Genomic DNA, 21,074 nt, shown 5'->3' with positions numbered 1-21,074 from the left:
ATAAGTGGCACCATGCCTTAGCCACACGCTAAGGTATACCTTACTGTCATTATGATGGTTTTGCCAAACCGCTCAAGCCAAACCAACAGATATATACAAAAATAGGTCGGTGGGCACTATAGCAGTTTTATGCAAAATTCTCTATCTATGGCGATGATGTTGTACAGACAAAAATAGCAGAAAAGACAAAAAATGATAAAGCAGCAATCAGCGGCCTTATCATTTTTGTGTACGATGACATCTCGAGCAAAACCCACTCAGACTATAAAGTCATAGCCCTAGTGAGTCATGAATAGCTGATCAGCTCGGCTTAAGCAAGAGCCTAACCGTGGTTTTTTTCTTCAAGCTCTCGCAAGTCTTTGCGTAAGATTTTACCCACGTTTGACTTTGGTAGCTCGTCGATAAACTCCACATAACGCGGACGCTTATAACCCGTTAGATTCTCTTTGCCATACGCGATGACTTCTTCTTCTGTCAAGCTGTCATCACTACGTACCACATAAATCTTTGGCACCTCGCCGCTTTTTTCATCATCGATACCGATGACACCGCACTCTAAGATTTTTGGATGGCCTGACATGACGTCTTCTACTTCGTTTGGATAAACGTTGAAGCCTGACACCAAGATCATGTCTTTTTTGCGATCGACAATCTTAAAGTAGCCTTCTTCATCCATCACACCGATGTCACCGGTACGGAAATAACCATCCGCCGTCATCACCTTGCTCGTGGCATCATCGCGTTTCCAGTATCCTTTCATCACCTGCGGCCCGCGCACACTAATCTCTCCGCGCTCACCAATCTCAACCTCATTACCCGCCTCATCCAAGATGGCCATATCCGTGGCTGGCATTGGCAGACCGATGTTGCCTGAGAACTCGCCTGTCCCTTGTGGGTTTGCTGAGGCAACGGGCGAGGTCTCTGATAGACCATAGCCCTGTACAATGATATTGCCCGTGATTTGCTGCCATTTTGCCGCTGTATCCTTTAGCACAGCCATACCGCCGCCCATCGACATCTCAAGCTTGCTATGATCGAGCGCTTTGAACACCTCACTATTGGCAAGCGCATTAAATAAGGTATTTACCGCTGGGAAAAACGCAGGTGGATAATCTTTGTAGGCTTTGATTAAGCTTGCGCCATCGCGTGGGTTGGGTACCAATAGTCCAATACAGCCGCGATAGAGGCCGTACATACCACAAACGGTAAATGAGAAAATATGATATAGCGGCAGTGCCGTCATAATCACTGGCTGCTCATTCATTTTTTCAAACTTATCAAAAGCATCGCCTAAGTACGTGTCACACTGAATCAAGTTGGCAACCAAATTGCCATGCGTGAGCATAGCGCCTTTGGCCACGCCTGTGGTGCCACCGGTATACTGTAGTACCGCGACATCATCCAAACCGATGTCATTGGGGCGCTGATAGCTGGCCGCCGAAAAGCGATTAAGCGCTTTTTTGAATTTGACGCTACCATTGATATGATAGGCTGGCACCATTTTTTTGACATGGCGCACCACCGTATTGACGATGAAGCCTTTCAGCGGGCTCATCAAGTCGCCCATCGATGTCACCAACACATGATCGACCATCTCCTTGCCGATATCTTCATAGGTTTTGGCAAAGTTTTCTAATAAAATCAGCGCCTTGGCATCAGAATCTTCTAATTGATGGGCAAGCTCTTTGGTGGTATAAAGTGGGTTGACGTTGACCAGCGTCAGACCTGCCCGCAGCACGCCCAAGACAGCAACGGGCAGCTGCAGGATGTTTGGCATCATTACCGCGACTTTATCGCCTTTTTTTAGGCCGAGGGACTGTAGATAGGCGGCGACCTGCTTACTATAACGGTCTAATTCTTCGTACGAGAGTTTGACATCCATACAGACAAACGCGGTTTTGCCAGCGTGATTGATGAAGTTTTGCTCAAGTATCTCGATCAACGAGGTGTCGGCGGGCGGCATATCGATATCGTACTGCATGCCAAGCTTTTCGTAAGTTTTGACCCATACTTTGTCGTTACGACGAATCAAGTTACCGTGATTTTCCATAATCTTTTCTCTCCTAGTAATAGTACGCTACCGTCCACTCATACAAATCACAGCGTGACAAACACACAAAGTCTCAAAGCACTGGCAGACCATGGTGATGGCTGTCAGGCATCGACCTTGCTGTATGGTGACAAGCAAACCCTATAGCGGTAAATAGCCCTTTGTTCATTAACATACACACTTTATAAAGACTACTCAATACAAAAGATTGCTACTTGCGTTCGCAAAGCTACTTGACGCTCATTAATACCATTATTATCAAACAGTTAAGTAATAAATGACTCGCCATTTCATAGATTTTCATTTTCCTATTTATTACTGGACAATTTTCTAATTTTATACCAAACAACCCTCACTGATGCGGTTATTGCTAAAGCGTGGCGAAAACGCTGGCTTTTATGGCAGGTGAAGCGAGTTGTATTATTTTACCTTGCTTGACTGCTTGACTGCTTGCCTGAATAGGCACGTCACACCTTGTCGTCTATTCTGAGTTATCTCTTTTTAATTTTGCTGATATCCTTTACGATAGCACTATCTTATTTTGGCGCTGATGCGCATTATTCATACCTATTAAAACTGATAAGTGAACCTTACTTTATGTCCGATGTTATTGACCATACCGCCCCTGCCGCCCCTTCTCATGAGCCGATGGACACCCGCTCGGTAGCGGAGTTCACCGAGCAGGCTTATCTCAACTACGCCATGTACGTCATCATGGATCGGGCGCTACCAAATATCGCCGATGGTCTAAAGCCCGTCCAGCGCCGTATCGTCTATGCTATGAGTGAGCTTGGCCTAAAATCCTCTGCTAAAGCCAAAAAGTCGGCTCGTACCGTTGGTGATGTACTCGGTAAGTACCACCCACATGGCGACAGTGCTTGTTATGAGGCCATGGTACTGATGGCGCAGCCGTTTAGCTATCGCTATCCGCTCATCACCGGTCAAGGCAACTGGGGCAGCCCTGATGATCCCAAATCCTTTGCCGCCATGCGCTATACCGAGGCCAAAATGTCTGCCTATGCCAACACCTTGCTGGCAGAGCTCGGCCAAGGCACGGTCGATTGGCAAGATAACTTTGATGGTACCTTACAAGAGCCTGTCACCTTGCCTGCGCGCTTGCCCAATATCTTGTTAAACGGCACGACAGGGATCGCCGTCGGTATGGCCACCGACATCCCGCCGCACAACCTAAATGAAGTGGTACGCGCCGCCATTCGCTTACTAAAAAATCCTGAACTATCAGTAAAGCAACTCACCCAGTCGATACCTGCGCCTGATTTGCCCACGCCAGCTGAGATCATCACCAGCAAAAAAGACTTGCAGGCGATGTACGAAAGCGGCCGCGGCAGCTACAAAATGCGCGCGACCTACCATATCGACCCCAAAGAAAAAAACCTCGTCATCATCGATGCGCTGCCCTATCAAGTCTCAGGCAACAAAGTGCAAGAACAAATCGCCAAACTCATGCTGGACAAAAAACTGCCATGGGTGACCGACATACATGACGAGTCTGACCACGAAAACGCCTGCCGTATCGTGCTTGAGCTGCGCTCTACCCGCGTCGATGTCGAGCGCGTGATGAGTCACCTGTTTGCCAGTACTGACCTTGAGAGTAATTATCGCGTCAATATGAATATGATTGGCCTAAACGGTAAACCGCAGGTCAAAAACCTCAAAGAAATCCTTGAAGAGTGGCTGATCTGTCGTCGCTCGGTGGTCACGCGGCGCTTGCAGTATCGCCTCGATAAAATCGATAAACGCTTACACATCTTGGCAGGGTTGCTGATCGCTTATCTACATATCGATGAGGTCATTCGTATCATCCGCGAGGAAGACGAGCCAAAGTCAGCATTGATGGAGGGTTATGATCTAACCGACATCCAAGCCAATGCCATCTTGGACATACGCTTGCGTCAGCTGGCAAGGCTCGAAGAGATTGAGCTGCGCCGCGAGCAAGATGCACTAGACGCTGAGCGCGCCACCATTCAAGAGTACTTGGACAATCCAGACAGCCTGACCAATCTGATGATTGAAGAGCTGAACGCCGATATGAAAGAACACGGCAACGAGCGCATGTCACCACTAGCAGAGCGCGAAGAAGCACAGGCGCTAAAAGAGTCGGATCTGGTACCAAGTGAGCCTATCACCGCGATACTCTCAAAAGCAGGCTGGATTCGCGCTGCGAAAGGTCATGACGTCGATGCCGCTGGCATGAGCTATCGCTCAGGAGACAGCTATCAAGCGCACGCACGCGGTAAGTCCAACGAGAGAATCTACGTACTCGATAGCACAGGGCGTAGCTATAGTGTCGACGCGCATAGCCTAGCCTCAGCGCGTGGTCAAGGCGATCCGCTGACCAGCGTACTCAAGCCGCCAGCAGGTGCCAGCTTTGAGCAGCTAATAACTGGTCGCGACGATCAGCGTATCATCCTCGCCAGCTCTAACGGCTATGGCTTTATCAACACGCTTGGTAACCTCGATAGCAATCAAAAAGCCGGTAAAAAAATCATCAATCTAGCGGCCGATAGTCGTCTGCTTCCTGTCGCTCGTATCGACGCGCCAGCAGAAGTGGCGACCCATGCTGATGGTGAAAACAGCAACGAAAACGTGGCACCTGACCATGTCGCTGTGGTGACCAATGCCGGATATCTACTGATATTTGCCCTCGATGATTTGCCCGAGCAAGCACGTGGTAAAGGTAATAAGCTGATTAAACTAAAAGACGGTGAAGAAGTGCTTGCTATCACGCCGCTAAGCTTGCAAGACAGCCTAGTCATCACCGCAGGCAAACGTCATGTGACGCTAAAGCCCAATGATTTGGCCAACTATACAGGCACTCGTGGTAATCGCGGCGGTCAGTTGCCAAGGGGCTTTCAGAATGTGAATTCGGTTACGGTTGGGTAATCATGGCGATACTTTGTGCTCTAGGCTCTAATAGGCACAGCCCTCCATACTGTTAATAAAAAGCCGTCTATATACAAGGTGAAGACGGCTTTTTTATGCACGCTAAAACAAATGGTCAGTATAGTGAAAAGACACTACTCGGCTAAAACTTGCTAAAGTTGCTATCTCCAAACACTGCTGTCAAGAAGCTTTCAATCTGAGTGCTTGTCATCAGGTAGGGGTTATAGTCAGAACCTGCTGAGAAGCTTTTTAGAGCATAATCTTCATCTTCAGCGTTTGAGGTGAGATGCTTGACTAAAAACCCATTCCATTGACGCGACTCTATTTCATAGATATTCACAATATTAGGGGAAATGACTGAATGTTTATCAAGTATTTTTTCTAAGGCTGTATTGATAGCAGGCCTTGTCCCCTGAAAGCTTTGCACAAAATAACCTTCGCTAATGACCAAAGCTGAAACTATATGATTATCTTCAAAATATCTTCGCCAATACTCAAGTGCACGAGTCAGCTCCACGCCCGAATCTAGGCCGATGTTTTTGGCGACGTATGTCATGTTAATAAGAATATGCTCGCCATTTCTCTTTTTACTTTCTGAGGTATCGTTTGTCGTCATCGGTATAAGAAACCTTATTCATTTGAAATGCTTATCTAAACTAAAACACACTTTATTATAATATATAATAAAATATTTTTTTAGGTTTTCACCGCCTTTTTTACTTGTTATGATTTTTTAGAGTTATAGATAGCATTTCATCTTTAGCCCTGCCGCAACCCCAAAATAGGAATAACCAAGTCTTCCTCATCACTCAGATGCTGCGAGAGTAAATTGGTTACGTCCACCAAGGTTTGATGCAATTGCTCTGCCAGCGCTTTATCCTCAACCTCAGTTCTCGCCAGCGTATCGTTTTGCAGCTGCAGCTTATCAAGTAGCGCATCCAAGCGCACATGGTCGCACCCCAATATCTCAAACCCTGCCTGTAGCTGCGGGTACATCCGAATAAATTCAGGGAAAAACCCCTCGTCCTCAACGCCATGATGCTGATGCAGTTTTAGGATATGCATATTGATACGCTTAAGCATCTGCGAGCGATATTTTGCCCAGTCGTACTCGCCAGTTTGATAACCCTCACTTATCTGTGTCAAGATACGCTGGCGTTTTCGTATGTTAGTATGTACCTTTAGCCAGCCCGATGTCTTATAGGCATAATCTGCGCCAAACCATTGATCGGGCGGCAGCTTGTTATACAGAAATAACCAGTCCGTCTCTAAGCGGCTATCGGGATGACGCGGTGATGGAGCAAACAAATCATCGTCTAATACTTGTGGGCTAGCCTTATTGTCGCTTGTGATAGAAAGAGTCATCAAGGTATCCTTAGGTCGTAGCCTTGGCTGATGGCTGGCGCTGATCATGCTCACTCAAACGTATCACCAAGCACTTATATATTTGCTATTTTATTAAAAATAACTGCACTTACAATAGATAATATTTAGATTTTATATAGGCCGTGCCCCACTCTGACCCATTAACTCAAAAGACTTACACGGTTGTTTTTTAAACATAAAGGATGCTCATGTTTATAGTAGATAAGGCTGCGACAGCCAGTATGCCTCACAAGCTGCCCATGCCAAAAGTGATATTTTTTGATATCGACGATACGCTAAGCCGCAACGGTATTATTGCAGCGCACAACAAGGCTACCCTTGAGGCGCTTGCCCAAACCGACATTAAACTGGTGATTTCTACAGGGCGCTCTAAAGCGATATTGCCTGCTGATATTTTGGCCTTGCTCGAGGCAGAGGTTTTAGACGCCATTATCTGTATGAACGGACAGTACAGCTTTGATAATCAAGGCTTAATCAGTCACTATCCGTTGTCTGCTAAGCAGGCGGACAAAATCGTGCAGTTATGCAAAACAAGCGAGCTCATTCATAAGTTTGACTCAGCGACTCATATCGCTTGGTCGGGGGAAAATGAGCGTCTGCGCGAATTCAATGCCAAAACCCCCAACTCCATCGTTGACCCCCTCTATTACCTATCAAACCCTGTTTATCAGTGCTCGGTGTTTTTTAATAATCAATTCGATAAAATGCAGGATATCGACTTTGCGCGGGACGATTTAAAGCTGGTGCATTGGCATCAAATTGGCGCGGATATTTTGCCAGCCAACGCCTCAAAAGCCCGTGGCATCCTAGACGTTTGTGACTATTACGGCGTAAATGCCAGTGAATGTATGGCGTTCGGCGATGGTATGAATGATTTGGAGATGTTTGATTTGGTCGGCTATGCGGTCGCGATGGGCGATGCCCAGCCTGCGCTGATCGAGCGCGCAGATTTTGTCACAGGTACCATTGAAGAACATGGTATTCAAAAGGTGCTTGAGCAATTTAAGGTGGCGTCATAAATAGAATAGTCTTAAGCAAAACCCTTCAAAACTCTTTTCTTTATCGCCCAAAAAAACCCTTGCCAGTCGCTGACAAGGGTTTTTATTTTGCGAATAACAACTACTGAGCAGGATAATAGGTCTCTGCGCCAGGGCCGACTGGCAGACCCAGCACAAACACCCAGACAGAAAACAATATCGTCCAACCGATCAGAAAAGCCATGGAGTACGGCAGCATCATCGCCATCAAGGTTCCCACCCCAGTGTCTTTTTTGTAGCGCATTGCTACTGCCAAGATAAGACCAAAATAGCTCATCATCGGCGTGATGATATTGGTGGTCGAGTCGCCAATACGGTAGGCCGCCTGAATCATCTCTGGTGCATAACCTGTAAGCATGAGCATCGGCACAAAGATCGGCGCAGTCACCGCCCACTGAGCAGACGCCGAACCGAGCATCAGATTGACCAGACCACAAATGATGATAAAGCCTACCAGCAGTAAAGGACCTGTCATACCAACATCACTTAAGAAGGTCGCGCCAGACACCGCCATCACCGAACCAAGGTTTGACCACTTAAAAAACGCGGTAAACTGCGCGGCAAAAAACACCAATACAATATAAATACTCAAGGAGCTCATGGCGTTACTCATGGCATCGACCACGTCTTGATTGCTCTTGATGCTACCGGTAATCTTACCGTAGATATAGCCTGGTAGGGCAAAGAATACAAAGATAAAGACCACGATGCCTTTCAAAAATGGTGAGCCTGACACCAGACCCGTCTCCGCATTACGCAAGATGCCATCTGCAGGCACTACTGTCCACGCCAGCAATAAGCAAAATATGAGCATACTGATACCTGCCCATAGTAGCCCCTTTTTCTCAATTGACGATACTTTTTCGATTTGCGTTTCTAGTACAGAGGCATCGTCAGCGTCGTTAGGATTGTATTTACCTAGGCTTGGCTCAACGATTTTTTCGGTGACAAAATAACCCAGGCCACTGATCAAAAAGGTACTGGCGATCATAAAGTACCAGTTGGCCTCTGCACCGACGGTGTAGGTAGGATCGATGATACGCGCCGCTTCTTGGGTAATCCCTGATAATAAAGGATCTACCGTACCAAGCAATAAGTTAGCACTATAGCCGCCTGACACCCCAGCAAACGCCGCAGCCAGACCGGCTAGCGGATGCCTACCAAGTGAGTGAAAGATAACTGCCGCCAGTGGTATCAATACCACATAACCAAGCTCGGCGGCGGTGTTTGACATGATGCCAGCGAACACAATGGTAAAGGTCACCATTTTTTTGGGCGCATTCATGACCAGACCACGCAGGGCAGCTGATATCATACCAGAGTGCTCAGCAATACCGACACCGAGCAAGGCCACCAGCACCGTACCAAGCGGCACAAAGCCGGTAAAGTTGGTGACTAAATTTTCAACAATGCGTGCCAAACCCTCGCCGTTCAATAGATTAACGACCTCGATCATGCCATCGGCACTACGTCCGCTGGTGCCCTCAGGGCGCGGATCTATCACCGACACCCCAAAATAAGACATCACAGCTGAGAGTACCAACAGCAGCACAGACATCCAAACAAACAAAATGACCGGATGCGGCAGTAGATTACCGAGCCACTCAACCCCTTGCAAAAATCGCTGCATACGAGAACTTTTCGCTGCGGTATCAAAGTTATTGTTTGGTGGACTGCCATTTGGTGAATTACTTCCTTGCATAGCCGCTGCTCCATTTAGGACTTAAATAAATTAATAGGTTTCAAACATATGAAAACATTGATAAAAGATAGCGATTGAAACATAGTTGGGAAACAGAAACAAATACTTTTTGCTCATAAAACCAAATGTTTGCAATTTTGGACAATCTATAAATGACAAGGAGCCTATATACAGTGCGTTCAATATAAAAACGCTACAGTGGGGCTGGGATAAACTTTACGCAGTCTTTGTCGGCGCAGGCACAGCACGCAAGGATAATTTATACCAGTAGCGCTATAACATTTTTAAATTGAATCTAGGGCGTGTTGAACATTCGACCATGGCACTGACAGCGACTATTTTTTAGGCGATTCGATGTTAAAAATAATAAGTTTAGTCATTCTAAGCGCTTATTTTTAACGATGAAGCGGCAAAAAAGAGTCCTGTCCCTGCGGGCTGATGCTAAAATTGCCCCATACTGCGTTACAAATCTCGCTAAGACATCTGCATTATCGTCGCTTTGTGCCTTGTCTGGAACAATTTTAGCGATCAGCAGTGCCTATTTGCGAATGTTCAACACGCCCTACTATATTCACCAGTACAATCATCAATACAAGTAAACCAAAAACAAAAAAGCGAGAGATTAGAATATCTCTAATCTCTCGCTTTTGCAGCGGTGCAGCAGTACTGTTATTAACGCGTGCGCGCTAGCAGACCATAAATCCAGCCGCCTATTTTATAAAGCCCAATCACCAGTAAAATCAGCACCAGCGCCGCCAGCACATAAGCCAACCAATTCGGCACGCTGCTCAGCCAACCAATGGTAAAGGCCATCCCCATGTAGGTTTCTACCGGCCAATTGACGATAGGCGTCGGTGAGCCTGAGTTAAACATCGCCATAAAAACGATGATACCAATGATGGCAGCAATCACGCCGGCACGGTTACGGTTATTCATGCTTTCTCCTAATCTTACACATATATTTGGTTTTTTAATGACTTGCTCAGTAACATATCCTGAAACGACAGCATCACCTTAATTGTTTTGTTGTACTTTTTATGGTGACGGTAGGCGCGGTCAAAATCTCTTTGTGCCGACCCTTTAAATCAGTAACACTAATGGTCATAATAGTATCAATCACCGTATGCAGCGTTTAGTGCTTTGTATACGCCCGTTTTTATGCCGTTTTATTGATTTGACTTTATTATTTAGGAGAGATATTTTGACACACGTATCATCATCCCAAGCGCCTGCCCGCTCTGTGGCCGGTATCGGTCGCCTATTGCCTACGGCCGTGACAAAGACTGCGCCAAAAGCCTTGCTTGCTATGGCAGTCGGCTTGGTACTTGCCAGCTGTAGTAGCTCTGACAATGCAGCAGCGGATGGCAGTGCTGGCGCAAGCAATGAGACGCTTAATCTGTATAACTGGTCAGAGTATATGCCTCAAGAGATTCTCGATGGTTTTGAAGAAGAGACCGGTATCGCCGTCAATTACACCACTTTTGACTCCAACGAAGCGATGTACGCCAAGCTCAAGCTACTCGATGACTCTAGCCAATACGACTTGGCGATTCCATCGACGTACTATGTCGAAAAAATGGCCAAAGAAGGATTGTTGCAAGAGCTCGATAAATCAAAATTAAGCAACTTTAACAACCTTGATACGTCGTTTACCAATACCAAGGTCGATCCAGACAATAAGTACTCGATTCCTTATATGTGGGGCAGTACAGGTCTTGCCATCAATGGTGATAGCGTCGACCCTGCGACCGTCAATAGTTGGAATGATCTGTGGGACCCGAAATACAAAGGTCAAGTGATGCTGACCAATGACGTGCGCGAAGTCTTTGGTATGGCACTACTAACCCTCGGCTACTCAGGCAACAGCAGCAATCCTGAGGAAATAAAAGCCGCTTATGACAAGCTCACCACATTAATGCCAAATGTCAAAACCTTTAACTCAGATGCCACGCGTATGCCCTATATCGAAGGGGAGACGACGCTTGGTATGACGTGGAATGGCGAAGCGGTCATGGCCAATGATGAAGGCTTGACCAGCTTGGTTTATAAATACCCATCTGAGGGTGCGATACTGTGGATGGATAACTTTGTCATTCCCAAAAATGCCAAGCAAGTGGATGCCGCGCATAAGTTTATCGACTACCTGCTTCGCCCCGAAAACGCCAAAATCATCAGCGAAGAGATTGGCTATGCGTCACCTAACATAGCCGCGCGTGAGCTGATGGATGAAAGCATTCGCAACAACCCAACGATTTATCCATCAAAAGAAGTACTGGCAAAAGCAGAATTCCAAGAAGATGTGGGCGATGAAGCCTTGCAAATGTATCAGCAATACTGGGATAAGCTAAAAACAGGCCGTTAATAGCCATGACGTAATTGCTTAATCCTAGTAGTTCAAAAATAAAAACGCTGATCTAAGATCAGCGTTTTTTATATTATAAATGTAGATCTGTCTCGCCGCCCTGTTCCTTTATACGGCGCTGCTCACGACGCTGATAGCCCAAACCAGACGCCGCAAACCACTGCGGTTTAGTCGTTTGTAACAAGTCGCTCAACTGTTGCAACTGGGTTTGCAAGGTTTGGGTCAACCAAAAGTATCCCTGCCACTCAAACGCTAAACGCTGTACGCTTGGATACTCTGAGACGGCAATACGCGTAATGGGACGAAACACTTCATCACTGGGACTACGTAGCACCGCAGCCATATGCTGCATCGCTTGCGTCAACTCATGCTGATAATGAACCAACAAAACATGGTTTTCCTCATCAATTTCAATATTTGCCAAGCGTGGCGCAGCACTTAATAACAAATCAATGGTGCCAATGATATTGCGATGGGTACGTTGAATGGTCTCCAGCGTCTCTTTTTCGATCCCTGACTCACTTGCGGTCGCAGCGATATGTGGACGCACGGCCAGTAGGCGCTTATTGATCTGTTGTAATGTGGTGACCAACGCTCTATCAACAGGTATTTCTTCAACTGAAAAAGCCACTGGATTTGATTTATGCGTCGTGTTGCCCGCCGCTCCGTCCGCTGCATCAATATGATGGCCAACGCTTGCATATAAGCTGCTACAAGCATCAAGATTGCTACTCAATAGAAATCGCCACATCAGCGTTGATTTTAGCGGCAAAATGAGTGTGACTGCGACCGCCACGCCTGTCCCTAGCAAGATATTGAGCGCACGGTAAATGCCGTCTTGACCAATACTACTATTGCCTAGATCGGAGACAATCATTAACATCGTAATACCCGTCAGCAGCCCTGTGTAGCCAAGCTTACGAACGGCCAGATAGCCAATAATGCCGCTTAATATACCGATAAGTGCATAATCGATCCATAGCCATGCCCCTGCATTTTGATTGAACCACAACACCCCTAATGCTGTGCCAATACCTAGTAGCGTGCCCAGCACACGCTCTTTGGCTTTGGTATAGATAGCGCCTTGATACTGTAACAATCCTAAAATAATAAAAACCGTAATGGTGGTCCACTCACTATGCGGCAGGTTTGTGACTTTATTGACTAATAGCGCCAGTATGACAGCCACTCCCAGACGACAAGCATGTAACACATCTGCACGTTGATAACGAATGTAAGGCTCGATGAATGGAGCAGTAACACGCTGGTAAAAAGTTGATTTCACGCAAGGCTACTCTTTTTAGTGAATAAACGAGTTTTAGTGAATAAATGAGGTAAACGATAAAGCATATAGGGTACGCACAAACATGCTAGCAGTCGAGCTTTTATTTACCAAGCATCACTCAAAAAAAACGCCTTTTGTCTGATAAAAGACAAAAGACGTTTACATCACAAACCACTAATAAATCGTGGAATCTAAATCGAGGTAATTATACTTCTAAAAAGTCTAAGATACCTTCCGCCGCTTCGCGACCTTCCCAAATAGCCGTGACAACTAAGTCCGAGCCGCGCACCATATCGCCACCTGCAAAGATTTTGGGATTGCTGGTTTGAAATTTAAATGTCTGCTGCTCGAGCGCTAGCACGCGGCCCGAGCTATCCATACTCACTTCCTGACTCTCAAACCAGTCGGCAGGGCTAGGACGAAAACCAAAGGCCATAATCACCGCATCACACTCAATGATCTCTTCTGAATTTGGAATCGGCTCAGGACGACGACGGCCACGATTGTCTGGCGCGCCCAGTTGTGTGGTGACGACCTTGACGCCATTGACCTTACCATTTAGGCCGATGATTTCGGTCGGCTGACGGTTGAACAAAAACTGCACTCCTTCCTCGCGCGCATTAACCACCTCGCGGCGTGAGCCTGGCATGTTTTCTTCATCACGGCGATAGGCACAAACGACTTGCTCAGCGCCTTGGCGAATGCTGGTACGATTGCAGTCCATCGCCGTATCGCCACCGCCCAGTACCACGACTCTTTTGCCTTTAAAGTCGATGTACTCTTCAGCATCTTTTTCCCAATCATTGCAGCGATTGACGTTGGCAATCAGATAATCTAGAGCGTCATAAACGCCGTCGAGCTCTTCGCCTACAAAGCCACCGCGCATATAGGTATAAGTGCCCATTCCCATAAACACCGCGTCGTACTCGCTCAACAGCTCATCGATAGTGACGTCTGTACCGATTTCGGTCTCGAGGCGAAACTCAATACCCATGCCTTCAAAAATCACGCGGCGATTGCGCATGACGTCTTTTTCCATCTTAAACTCTGGGATACCAAAGGTCAGTAGGCCGCCAATCTCAGGACGCTTGTCAAAAACCACAGGCTTGACGCCATTTCTTACCAAGATATCAGCGCAGCCCAGACCTGCCGGCCCAGCCCCAATGATGGCAACTTTTTTGTCTGTCCAAACCACATCCGACATATCAGGTCGCCAGCCTAAGGCAAAAGCGGTATCGTTGATATATTTTTCGACATTACCGATGGTCACCGCGCCAAAACCATCGTTTAGCGTACAAGCGCCTTCGCACAAGCGGTCTTGAGGGCAAACGCGGCCGCATACTTCAGGCAAAGTATTGGTACGATGACACAGCTCTGCTGCTTGAAAGATTTGGCCTTCGGTGGCCAGCTTTAGCCAATTAGGGATGTAATTGTGAACTGGGCATTTCCACTCACAATAAGGGTTGCCGCACTCAAGACAACGATGGGCTTGCTGCGCTACCGCCTCGCTCTCAAACGGCTTATAAATCTCAACAAACTCTGTCGAGCGGGTGGCAATGTCTTTTTTGGCAGGATCAAACCGTGGTACATCTAAAAACTGAAAACTATTTTCTAAGCGTTTTGCCATGATAACTGTCTCTTCTCTAGGTGGCTTTTATCGTGGGTGGGGGGCCGCTGCGACACACTGTCAGTCCATCTGACATATGTCACTGCGGGCACCGACCTGCGAAAAAACCAATGTATTAAAACGTCTCTTATACCCTATACCCGACTACTGTGGATCAGCCATGGTGGTCTTTAGGAGACTGGCAATATTCGCCGCTTTGGGCTTGACCAAGTAAAATTTGCGCACATAGTGCTCAAAGTCAGCCAATATCGTCTGGCCCCAAGCGCTGCCTGTTTTATCTACGTGGTTTTCTATCACTTGCTGCAAATAAATGCGGTGCTCTTCGGTTTGCTCGCTGGAGATACGGTTTAAATCAATCAGCTCGTGATTGCAGCGATCAAAAAAGTCGCCATCCATGTCGAGCACGTAAGCAAAGCCACCGGTCATCCCTGCACCAAAATTCAGCCCTGTCCGTCCAAGGATGGTCACCACGCCGCCGGTCATATATTCACAGCAGTGATCGCCTGTGCCCTCTATCACCGCGTGCGCCCCTGAGTTACGTACGCCAAAGCGCTCGCCTGCGGTGCCTGCCGCATATAACTTACCGCCTGTCGCACCATAAAGGCAAGTATTACCGATAATGGCGGTCTCTTGGGTACTAAAACTGGCACCCTTTGGCGGATAGATAACGATCTCGCCACCAGCCATACCTTTACCGACATAGTCATTGGCATCGCCTTCTAGCTCGATATTTAGGCCGCCTGCATTCCACACACCCAAGCTCTGCCCTGCTGTGCCCGTTAGATGCAGCTTGATTGGCATATCACTCATACCAAGATTGCCCCAGACTTGAGCGATCTCACCGGAGATACGCGCGCCGATTGAGCGATCGCAGTTGCCGATTGCATAGCTATAATCGCCGCCTGTACCTTGACGAATATTAAGGAGCATATCACTGACCATCTGCTCAGCGAGCAAGCCCTTATCAAATGGCTCATTACGCTCTACCTGACACGTTTGCGCGTTGCCAACGCTGGCTGGATGACTAAACAAGAGTGGCGTTAAGTCGAGGTGACGCTGCTTTGCAGTATTGCCTTCTAACACCTCGAGCAAGTCAGTACGTCCGACCAGCTCTTCCATACTACGTACGCCAAGGGCGGCAAGCCATTCACGTGTTTCCGTCGCCACAAACTTAAAGAAGTTAATGAGCATCTCCGCTTCACCGATGAAGTGCTCGTCACGCAACTTGGCTTTTTGGGTAGCAACGCCTGTCGGGCAGTTGTTTAGATGGCAGATACGCAAGTATTTACAGCCCACCGCAATCATCGGCGTGGTACCAAAACCAAAGCTTTCTGCACCAAGGATAGCGGCTTTTACCACATCAAGGCCTGTCTTGAGTCCGCCGTCCGTTTGTACCCGCACTTTATGGCGCAGGCCATTGACGCGTAGCGACTGATGCGTCTCTGCCAAGCCCAGCTCCCACGGCGAGCCTGCATGATGGATAGAAGACAGTGGTGACGCTGCCGTACCGCCATCATAGCCTGAGATGGTGATTAAGTCGGCATAGGCCTTGGCCACGCCTGTCGCGATGGTGCCAACGCCTGGACGTGAGACCAGCTTCACCGAGACCAAGGCATCGGGATTGACTTGTTTTAAGTCAAAAATCAGCTGCGCCAAGTCTTCGATAGAATAAATATCATGATGCGGCGGCGGTGAGATGAGTGTCACCCCTGGTACAGAGTAACGCAGGCGCGCGATCAGCGCATTGACCTTACCACCTGGCAGCTGTCCACCCTCCCCTGGTTTTGCACCCTGAGCGACCTTGATCTGCATGACTTCTGCTGAGCGCAAGTACGCAGGCGTGACACCAAAACGACCAGAAGCCACTTGTTTGATTTTTGAATTGCGCAGCGTGCCATAGCGTACTGGATCTTCGCCGCCCTCTCCTGAGTTTGAGCGGCCACCGATGGTATTCATCGCCATGGCGATCGCTTCATGTGCTTCTGGTGATAAAGCGCCAAGCGACATGCCCGCCGAATCAAAGCGTGTCAAGATAGCCGAGATGTCTTCGACCTCATTCACGTCAATTGAGTTATCTGTATTTAGTTGCAACAAATCCCGCAAGGTTGCTACAGGGCGACTATTAACCAAGTCGGCATAATGACGATAATTGTCATAATCGCCTGTCCGCACAGCGGTGTGCAGGCTGTTAATCACATCAGGATTAAAGGCGTGATACTCTTTGTTAAAGACAAACTTGAGCAAACCACCTTGATCAAGGGGCGCACGGCGCTTAAAGGCGTTGGCCGCGAGTATGGCCTGATCTGCTGCCAGATCGGCAAAGGTGGCGCCTTTGATACGGCTTTGCACACCTTTAAAGCATAGGTTTACCACTTCTTCTGAGAGACCAACCGCTTCAAATAGTTGTGCACCGCGATAAGAGACGATGGTTGAGATACCCATTTTTGATAAGATTTTTAGCAAACCTTTATCCAAGCCTTTACGGAAATTGACCCGCGCCTGAATCGGATCACCAAGCAGCTCACCACTTGCCACCAAGTCATCGATGACATCATAAGCCAAATATGGATAGACGCAGGTGGCGCCAAAGCCGATTAATACCGCCACCTGATGCGAGTCACGCGCCAGCCCCGTCTCGATGATGAGATTGGCATCGGCGCGGATACCTTGGGCGATCAGATAATGATGCACTGCCCCTGTCACCATGATGGCATTGGCAGGGACTTTGTCGGCGACGATGTTTTTGTCAGACAATACAATCAGCGTATGGCCGGCGCGAATACTGCTTGCCACTTGCTCACAAATAGCAGTGATGGCTTCTGACAGCTCAAGGGTACGATCATAATTTAAATCAATACGCGCCATCTGAAACGCTGGGTCGTCTAAGCGCTCAAGCTGCTGCATTTTGCTGGCTGACAATACCGGTGAGGATAAAATAATACGGTGTGCATCGCGCGCAGATGGTGCAAACACATTGGTTTCAGCGCCGAGACACGTCTGTAGTGACATCACGATTGACTCACGTAATGGGTCAATCGGTGGGTTGGTCACCTGCGCGAACTGCTGACGAAAAAAATCGCCGACATGACGAATTTGCTGCGACAGCACTGCCATTGGTGTGTCGTCGCCCATCGAGCCCACTGGCTCTTGACCATTTTCGGCATTAGGACGGATGATTTCGGTGCGCTCTTCATTGGTGATGTGATACATCTTTTGTAGGGCCTTGAGTGTCTCGCCGCGGCAGGCCTGCGCCGCCAGCTGCTCTTCTAGGCGCTCATCATCACGGATACGGGTCGCTTCTTCGCGCAGCCATTTGCGATACGGGTGCGCTTTTTTTAGTAAGGTCGCTATGGCTTTGGTATCTAAAATCTGGCCAGTCATGGTATCGATGACCAGCATTTGACCCGGACCGACGCGGCCTTTTGCCAGTACATCTTTTGGTGCATAATCCCAAACACCCACCTCAGAGGCGACCGTAATGTAGCCATTCTTCGTCGTCACCCAGCGCGATGGGCGCAAGCCATTGCGATCAAGCATGCACACCGCATAGCGCCCGTCTTGAATCACCAGACCCGCTGGCCCATCCCATGCCTCCATATGCTGCGAATAAAACTCATAAAACGCGCGCAAATCCATGTCCATGCTATCGACATTTTGCCAAGCAGGTGGCACAAGTATCGACATAGCATGAAACAGGCTCATGCCACCAGACATCAGCACCTCAAGCATATTATCCAAACTCGAAGAATCCGAGCCTGTACGATTGACCAGTGGCGTCAGTTCATTTAGGTTGGGCAGTTTGTCCGATTTGAGTTTTGGGGTGCGTGCCTCCGACCAGTTACGGTTGCCCGTGATGGTATTTAGCTCACCATTGTGCGCCAGATAGCGAAACGGCTGCGCAAGCGGCCAGCGCGGTAAGGTATTGGTAGAAAAACGCTGGTGGAATACCACAATATGTGAGGCCAGGCGCTCATCTTGCAGATCCAAAAAGAACGCTGGCAAGTCAGACGGCATCACCAACCCTTTATAGATAATCGTCTGAGCGCTTAACGAGCACACATAAAACAACTCATCGTCTGCCAAACGTTGCTCGGCTTTTTTGCGCGCGACAAACAGCTTACGATTAAAATCATCTGCTGATAAATCATCAGGCGCATTGACAAACACTTGCTTAAAATCAGGCAATGTCTCACGGCCTATGTCACCGACAATCGTCAAATCAAGTGGCACATTACGCCAGCCCGCCACATCCAAACCTTGTGCAGTAATCTCTTCAGAGAGTATTTGCTGGCTGTGTTTTGCTTTAGCAGCGTCGAGATTGACAAAGACCATGCCCACCGCAAAGTTATCAGTAATATCAAACTGCAGCTCGGCGGCAATTTTTTGAAAAAACTTGGTCGGCGTTGCCAACAATAGACCACAGCCGTCGCCCGTCTTACCATCAGCAGCAACACCGCCACGGTGCGTCATACAGCTTAAGCTATGAATGGCTGTTTTTACCAAATCATGGCTGGCTTCACCCTCAATGTGAGCGATCAAACCAAAACCACAGTTATCAGAGAAATCATCTGGCGTGGCCAAATGCGTATGGGAGGAAATCATTGACATGGCTAGTCCTTTTAAGTGAACGGGTCGCTTATCATCCAATGCGGAGCATAAACGGCTATCCGTAGGCAGAACGGGCTAATAATTAATATTCGTATATCCGAATTAATAATTGATGTGATGTTCTTATTCATCATACTCTGAGAATCAGGTTAGCACCTTGACCCTCCTAGTCATTAATGATGTCTGAACAGATAATTAATGTATGAATAGACAGTAAGTAATAGATCTTGGCAATCAGATAAAAATCGTTTTATCTGCCAGTTACTCAGTTCTCAATCACATGCTATTGTTAACTGGAGTATCGCTTGTCACCGTATATTACCGAACGCTATGATTATATTGGCTAGGTAGTGTAACGGTGCGATGATTTATATTGAATATTTGACGCTCTGTATTTAAGCGCTTTATTCACTCTAACAAGAGCGACCGTAAGGAAGGTTGCGCCATTTATTAGCGTATAAATGCAAATAAAAATGGCGGCGCTTGGGACAACAAACAGTAGCAAAGCGTCTTGTAAATTTGATGCAAGCACTCACCGAATGCTCAATAAATAGTTATTTACGATAACTATACAGAACGTCGCCCACCGTTATATTAGTTAATGATTGGCAAAAAATCTAGTCTTTTCTATCGATTCATCACCCATATTTTGTAAGAGAACGTATTACTAATGGTTATACAACGACGAAAAACAGCAGATAAAAACGCATATAAAGGCAGGTTTCAGCCATCATTTAAGCCATGGTTCATGCAACTAAGATAGCAGAACATCAAAGCAAAAGCGGTCACTGGAGAACATAACAACTGTCACTTGATACACAAAACACCTGCCAAAAAAAACCCACCAGCATCTTTGCTAATGGGCTTTATTACTATCGCTACGGCTATGACTCTGATCAAATCATCAGACGCAACTTAATTGCTTTTTTCTTCAATCAGCTCTTTAATACTGTCGCCGTTATTTTTGGTCGCATTGTCATTTTTGGCAGCGTTGTTGTTTTTAGCTACACCTTGGTTAGTGCTTTTATTGTCCGTGCCGGTATTGCTATTTTTATTGGGATTACTGTTTTTATTGCTGGCGTTATTGACACCGCTATTTGCCGCGCTGTTTGCGCCCGCATTTGCCCCACTGCTACTACTTGGCGGCTTCGGCGTTGGCACGACTGGTGGCTTTTTATTGCTACTATCACCGCCTGCCGCTACCGATTTTTGATTGTCCGCAGGTTTGTTGCTCGACTCTTCGTTGCCTGCGGTCACAGACGACTGCTCTTCACCGCCTATGATACGCTCCTCAGTGACAGATAAGGTCTCAGAGGTGTCGATAGACTGGCGAATACTGGTCTCACTGCTACTCGGTGCGCGCCGTGTTTCATCGACGTCGCTACTGTCATCGGCAGGTTGGCGCACTGGTACTTCGCGCTTGGTCGGGCGCAAATCAACCGCGCGCGTTCGCCTATTGCTCAAATCTTTTATGGGATCGGGGCGCTCATAATTATCAATGATACCGATATAGCGATTGATTTCTTCTGGCAACACGCGGACATCAGCCGGTAATTTAAAGTCCACCAGTTTTGAGGCGCCAACCGCTTCTTGCGGACTGCTCATCAGCCCATAAGTTAGCATATAACGCGCTTGGTTTTCGTCATCTAAATAGCGAAAATACGCAAACTTTTTGCGATCATCACGGCTTTCTAGATAGCTGACGATGACGTCGTTTTCGGCGACATTCATCACCTGCACTGTCCATTTGCCCTTGTTTGCTAGCAAATAGCGCTTGTCTTTGAACTCATCAGGATAGCTGCGCAAATCGCGAATGGTCGCATCAAAGCTGAGCGGCTGCACATCCGTATCCAGCTCATGTAAGGATTCTATGGTGAGCGGCTGCTCAAGCTCAGCACTAAGCGGCTGCGGCGTGGTTATCGGTGCGTTTTCGATTTTGGCACCCATCGCTGGGGTCTGACTAAACATCCAAACCAAAGCGGTAACCACGCCAAGTAGCAACGTCGCTACCAGCCAAATCAATGCTTGGCGGCGATATGCTTGGCTTGCGCTACGCGTCGTCGATCTTGGTGCTGCCATGAGAGTATCCTTGGTGAAAATAGGGTTAAGAATG

At 47.6% G+C, this 21,074-nt stretch carries 12 protein-coding genes; 3 read left to right on the top strand and 9 right to left on the bottom strand.

Going from position 1 to position 21,074, the window contains the following annotated elements:
- Positions 1-322: 322 nt before the first annotated feature.
- Positions 323-2,050, bottom strand: a complete 1,728-nt coding sequence (locus tag JFC05_RS00155) for an AMP-binding protein (RefSeq protein WP_198335270.1) — start codon at positions 2,048-2,050, stop codon at positions 323-325.
- Positions 2,051-2,647: 597 nt separating this feature from the next.
- On the opposite strand from JFC05_RS00155, the gene parC reads away from it, so the two are divergent.
- On the top strand, positions 2,648-4,954 hold the full coding sequence (gene parC, locus JFC05_RS00150; protein WP_198335269.1) for a DNA topoisomerase IV subunit A: 2,307 nt from the start codon (positions 2,648-2,650) through the stop codon (positions 4,952-4,954).
- A 142-nt stretch (positions 4,955-5,096) separates the two neighbouring features.
- Here the strand turns inward: parC and JFC05_RS00145 are convergent, their stop codons facing one another.
- Both JFC05_RS00145 and JFC05_RS00140 read right to left on the bottom strand, forming a co-directional pair.
- A complete protein-coding gene (locus JFC05_RS00145) occupies positions 5,097-5,570 on the bottom strand; it encodes a BLUF domain-containing protein (RefSeq protein ID WP_198335268.1) in 474 nt (157 codons plus the stop codon).
- Positions 5,571-5,713: 143 nt separating this feature from the next.
- Positions 5,714-6,319 (bottom strand): hemerythrin domain-containing protein, encoded by a 606-nt coding sequence (locus JFC05_RS00140; protein WP_198335267.1) that lies wholly within the window; start codon positions 6,317-6,319, stop codon positions 5,714-5,716.
- A 209-nt stretch (positions 6,320-6,528) separates the two neighbouring features.
- On the opposite strand from JFC05_RS00140, the gene JFC05_RS00135 reads away from it, so the two are divergent.
- A complete protein-coding gene (locus tag JFC05_RS00135) occupies positions 6,529-7,359 on the top strand; it encodes a Cof-type HAD-IIB family hydrolase (protein ID WP_227697327.1) in 831 nt (276 codons plus the stop codon).
- A 100-nt stretch (positions 7,360-7,459) separates the two neighbouring features.
- Here JFC05_RS00135 and JFC05_RS00130 read toward each other — a convergent pair whose 3' ends face one another.
- Positions 7,460-9,079: an AbgT family transporter gene (locus tag JFC05_RS00130; protein WP_276511241.1), complete on the bottom strand. Its 1,620-nt coding sequence runs from the start codon at positions 9,077-9,079 to the stop codon at positions 7,460-7,462.
- A 672-nt stretch (positions 9,080-9,751) separates the two neighbouring features.
- Positions 9,752-10,015 (bottom strand): hypothetical protein, encoded by a 264-nt coding sequence (locus tag JFC05_RS00125; protein ID WP_075100341.1) that lies wholly within the window; start codon positions 10,013-10,015, stop codon positions 9,752-9,754.
- A gap of 265 nt (positions 10,016-10,280) precedes the next feature.
- Between JFC05_RS00125 and JFC05_RS00120 the strand changes: the two genes are divergently transcribed.
- Positions 10,281-11,441: an ABC transporter substrate-binding protein gene (locus JFC05_RS00120; RefSeq protein ID WP_227697326.1), complete on the top strand. Its 1,161-nt coding sequence runs from the start codon at positions 10,281-10,283 to the stop codon at positions 11,439-11,441.
- A gap of 73 nt (positions 11,442-11,514) precedes the next feature.
- Here JFC05_RS00120 and JFC05_RS00115 read toward each other — a convergent pair whose 3' ends face one another.
- The 4 genes from JFC05_RS00115 to JFC05_RS00100 form a co-directional block, all read right to left on the bottom strand.
- On the bottom strand, positions 11,515-12,726 hold the full coding sequence (locus JFC05_RS00115; RefSeq protein ID WP_198335266.1) for an FUSC family protein: 1,212 nt from the start codon (positions 12,724-12,726) through the stop codon (positions 11,515-11,517).
- Positions 12,727-12,931: 205 nt separating this feature from the next.
- Positions 12,932-14,353 carry an FAD-dependent oxidoreductase gene (locus JFC05_RS00110; RefSeq protein WP_198335265.1) on the bottom strand — a complete coding sequence of 474 codons (1,422 nt, stop codon included), beginning with the start codon at positions 14,351-14,353 and terminating at the stop codon, positions 12,932-12,934.
- 144 nt (positions 14,354-14,497) lie between these two features.
- Positions 14,498-18,961 carry a glutamate synthase large subunit gene (gene gltB, locus JFC05_RS00105; protein WP_198335264.1) on the bottom strand — a complete coding sequence of 1,488 codons (4,464 nt, stop codon included), beginning with the start codon at positions 18,959-18,961 and terminating at the stop codon, positions 14,498-14,500.
- A 915-nt stretch (positions 18,962-19,876) separates the two neighbouring features.
- Entirely contained in the window at positions 19,877-21,040 is a 1,164-nt protein-coding gene (locus tag JFC05_RS00100; RefSeq protein WP_198335263.1) for a hypothetical protein, read from the bottom strand.
- Between the last annotated feature and the right edge of the window lie 34 nt (positions 21,041-21,074).

Source organism: Psychrobacter celer, from assembly GCF_016107555.1.
GTDB classification, from domain to species: domain Bacteria; phylum Pseudomonadota; class Gammaproteobacteria; order Pseudomonadales; family Moraxellaceae; genus Psychrobacter; species Psychrobacter celer.
This window is presented reverse-complemented; position numbering and strand designations above follow the sequence as displayed.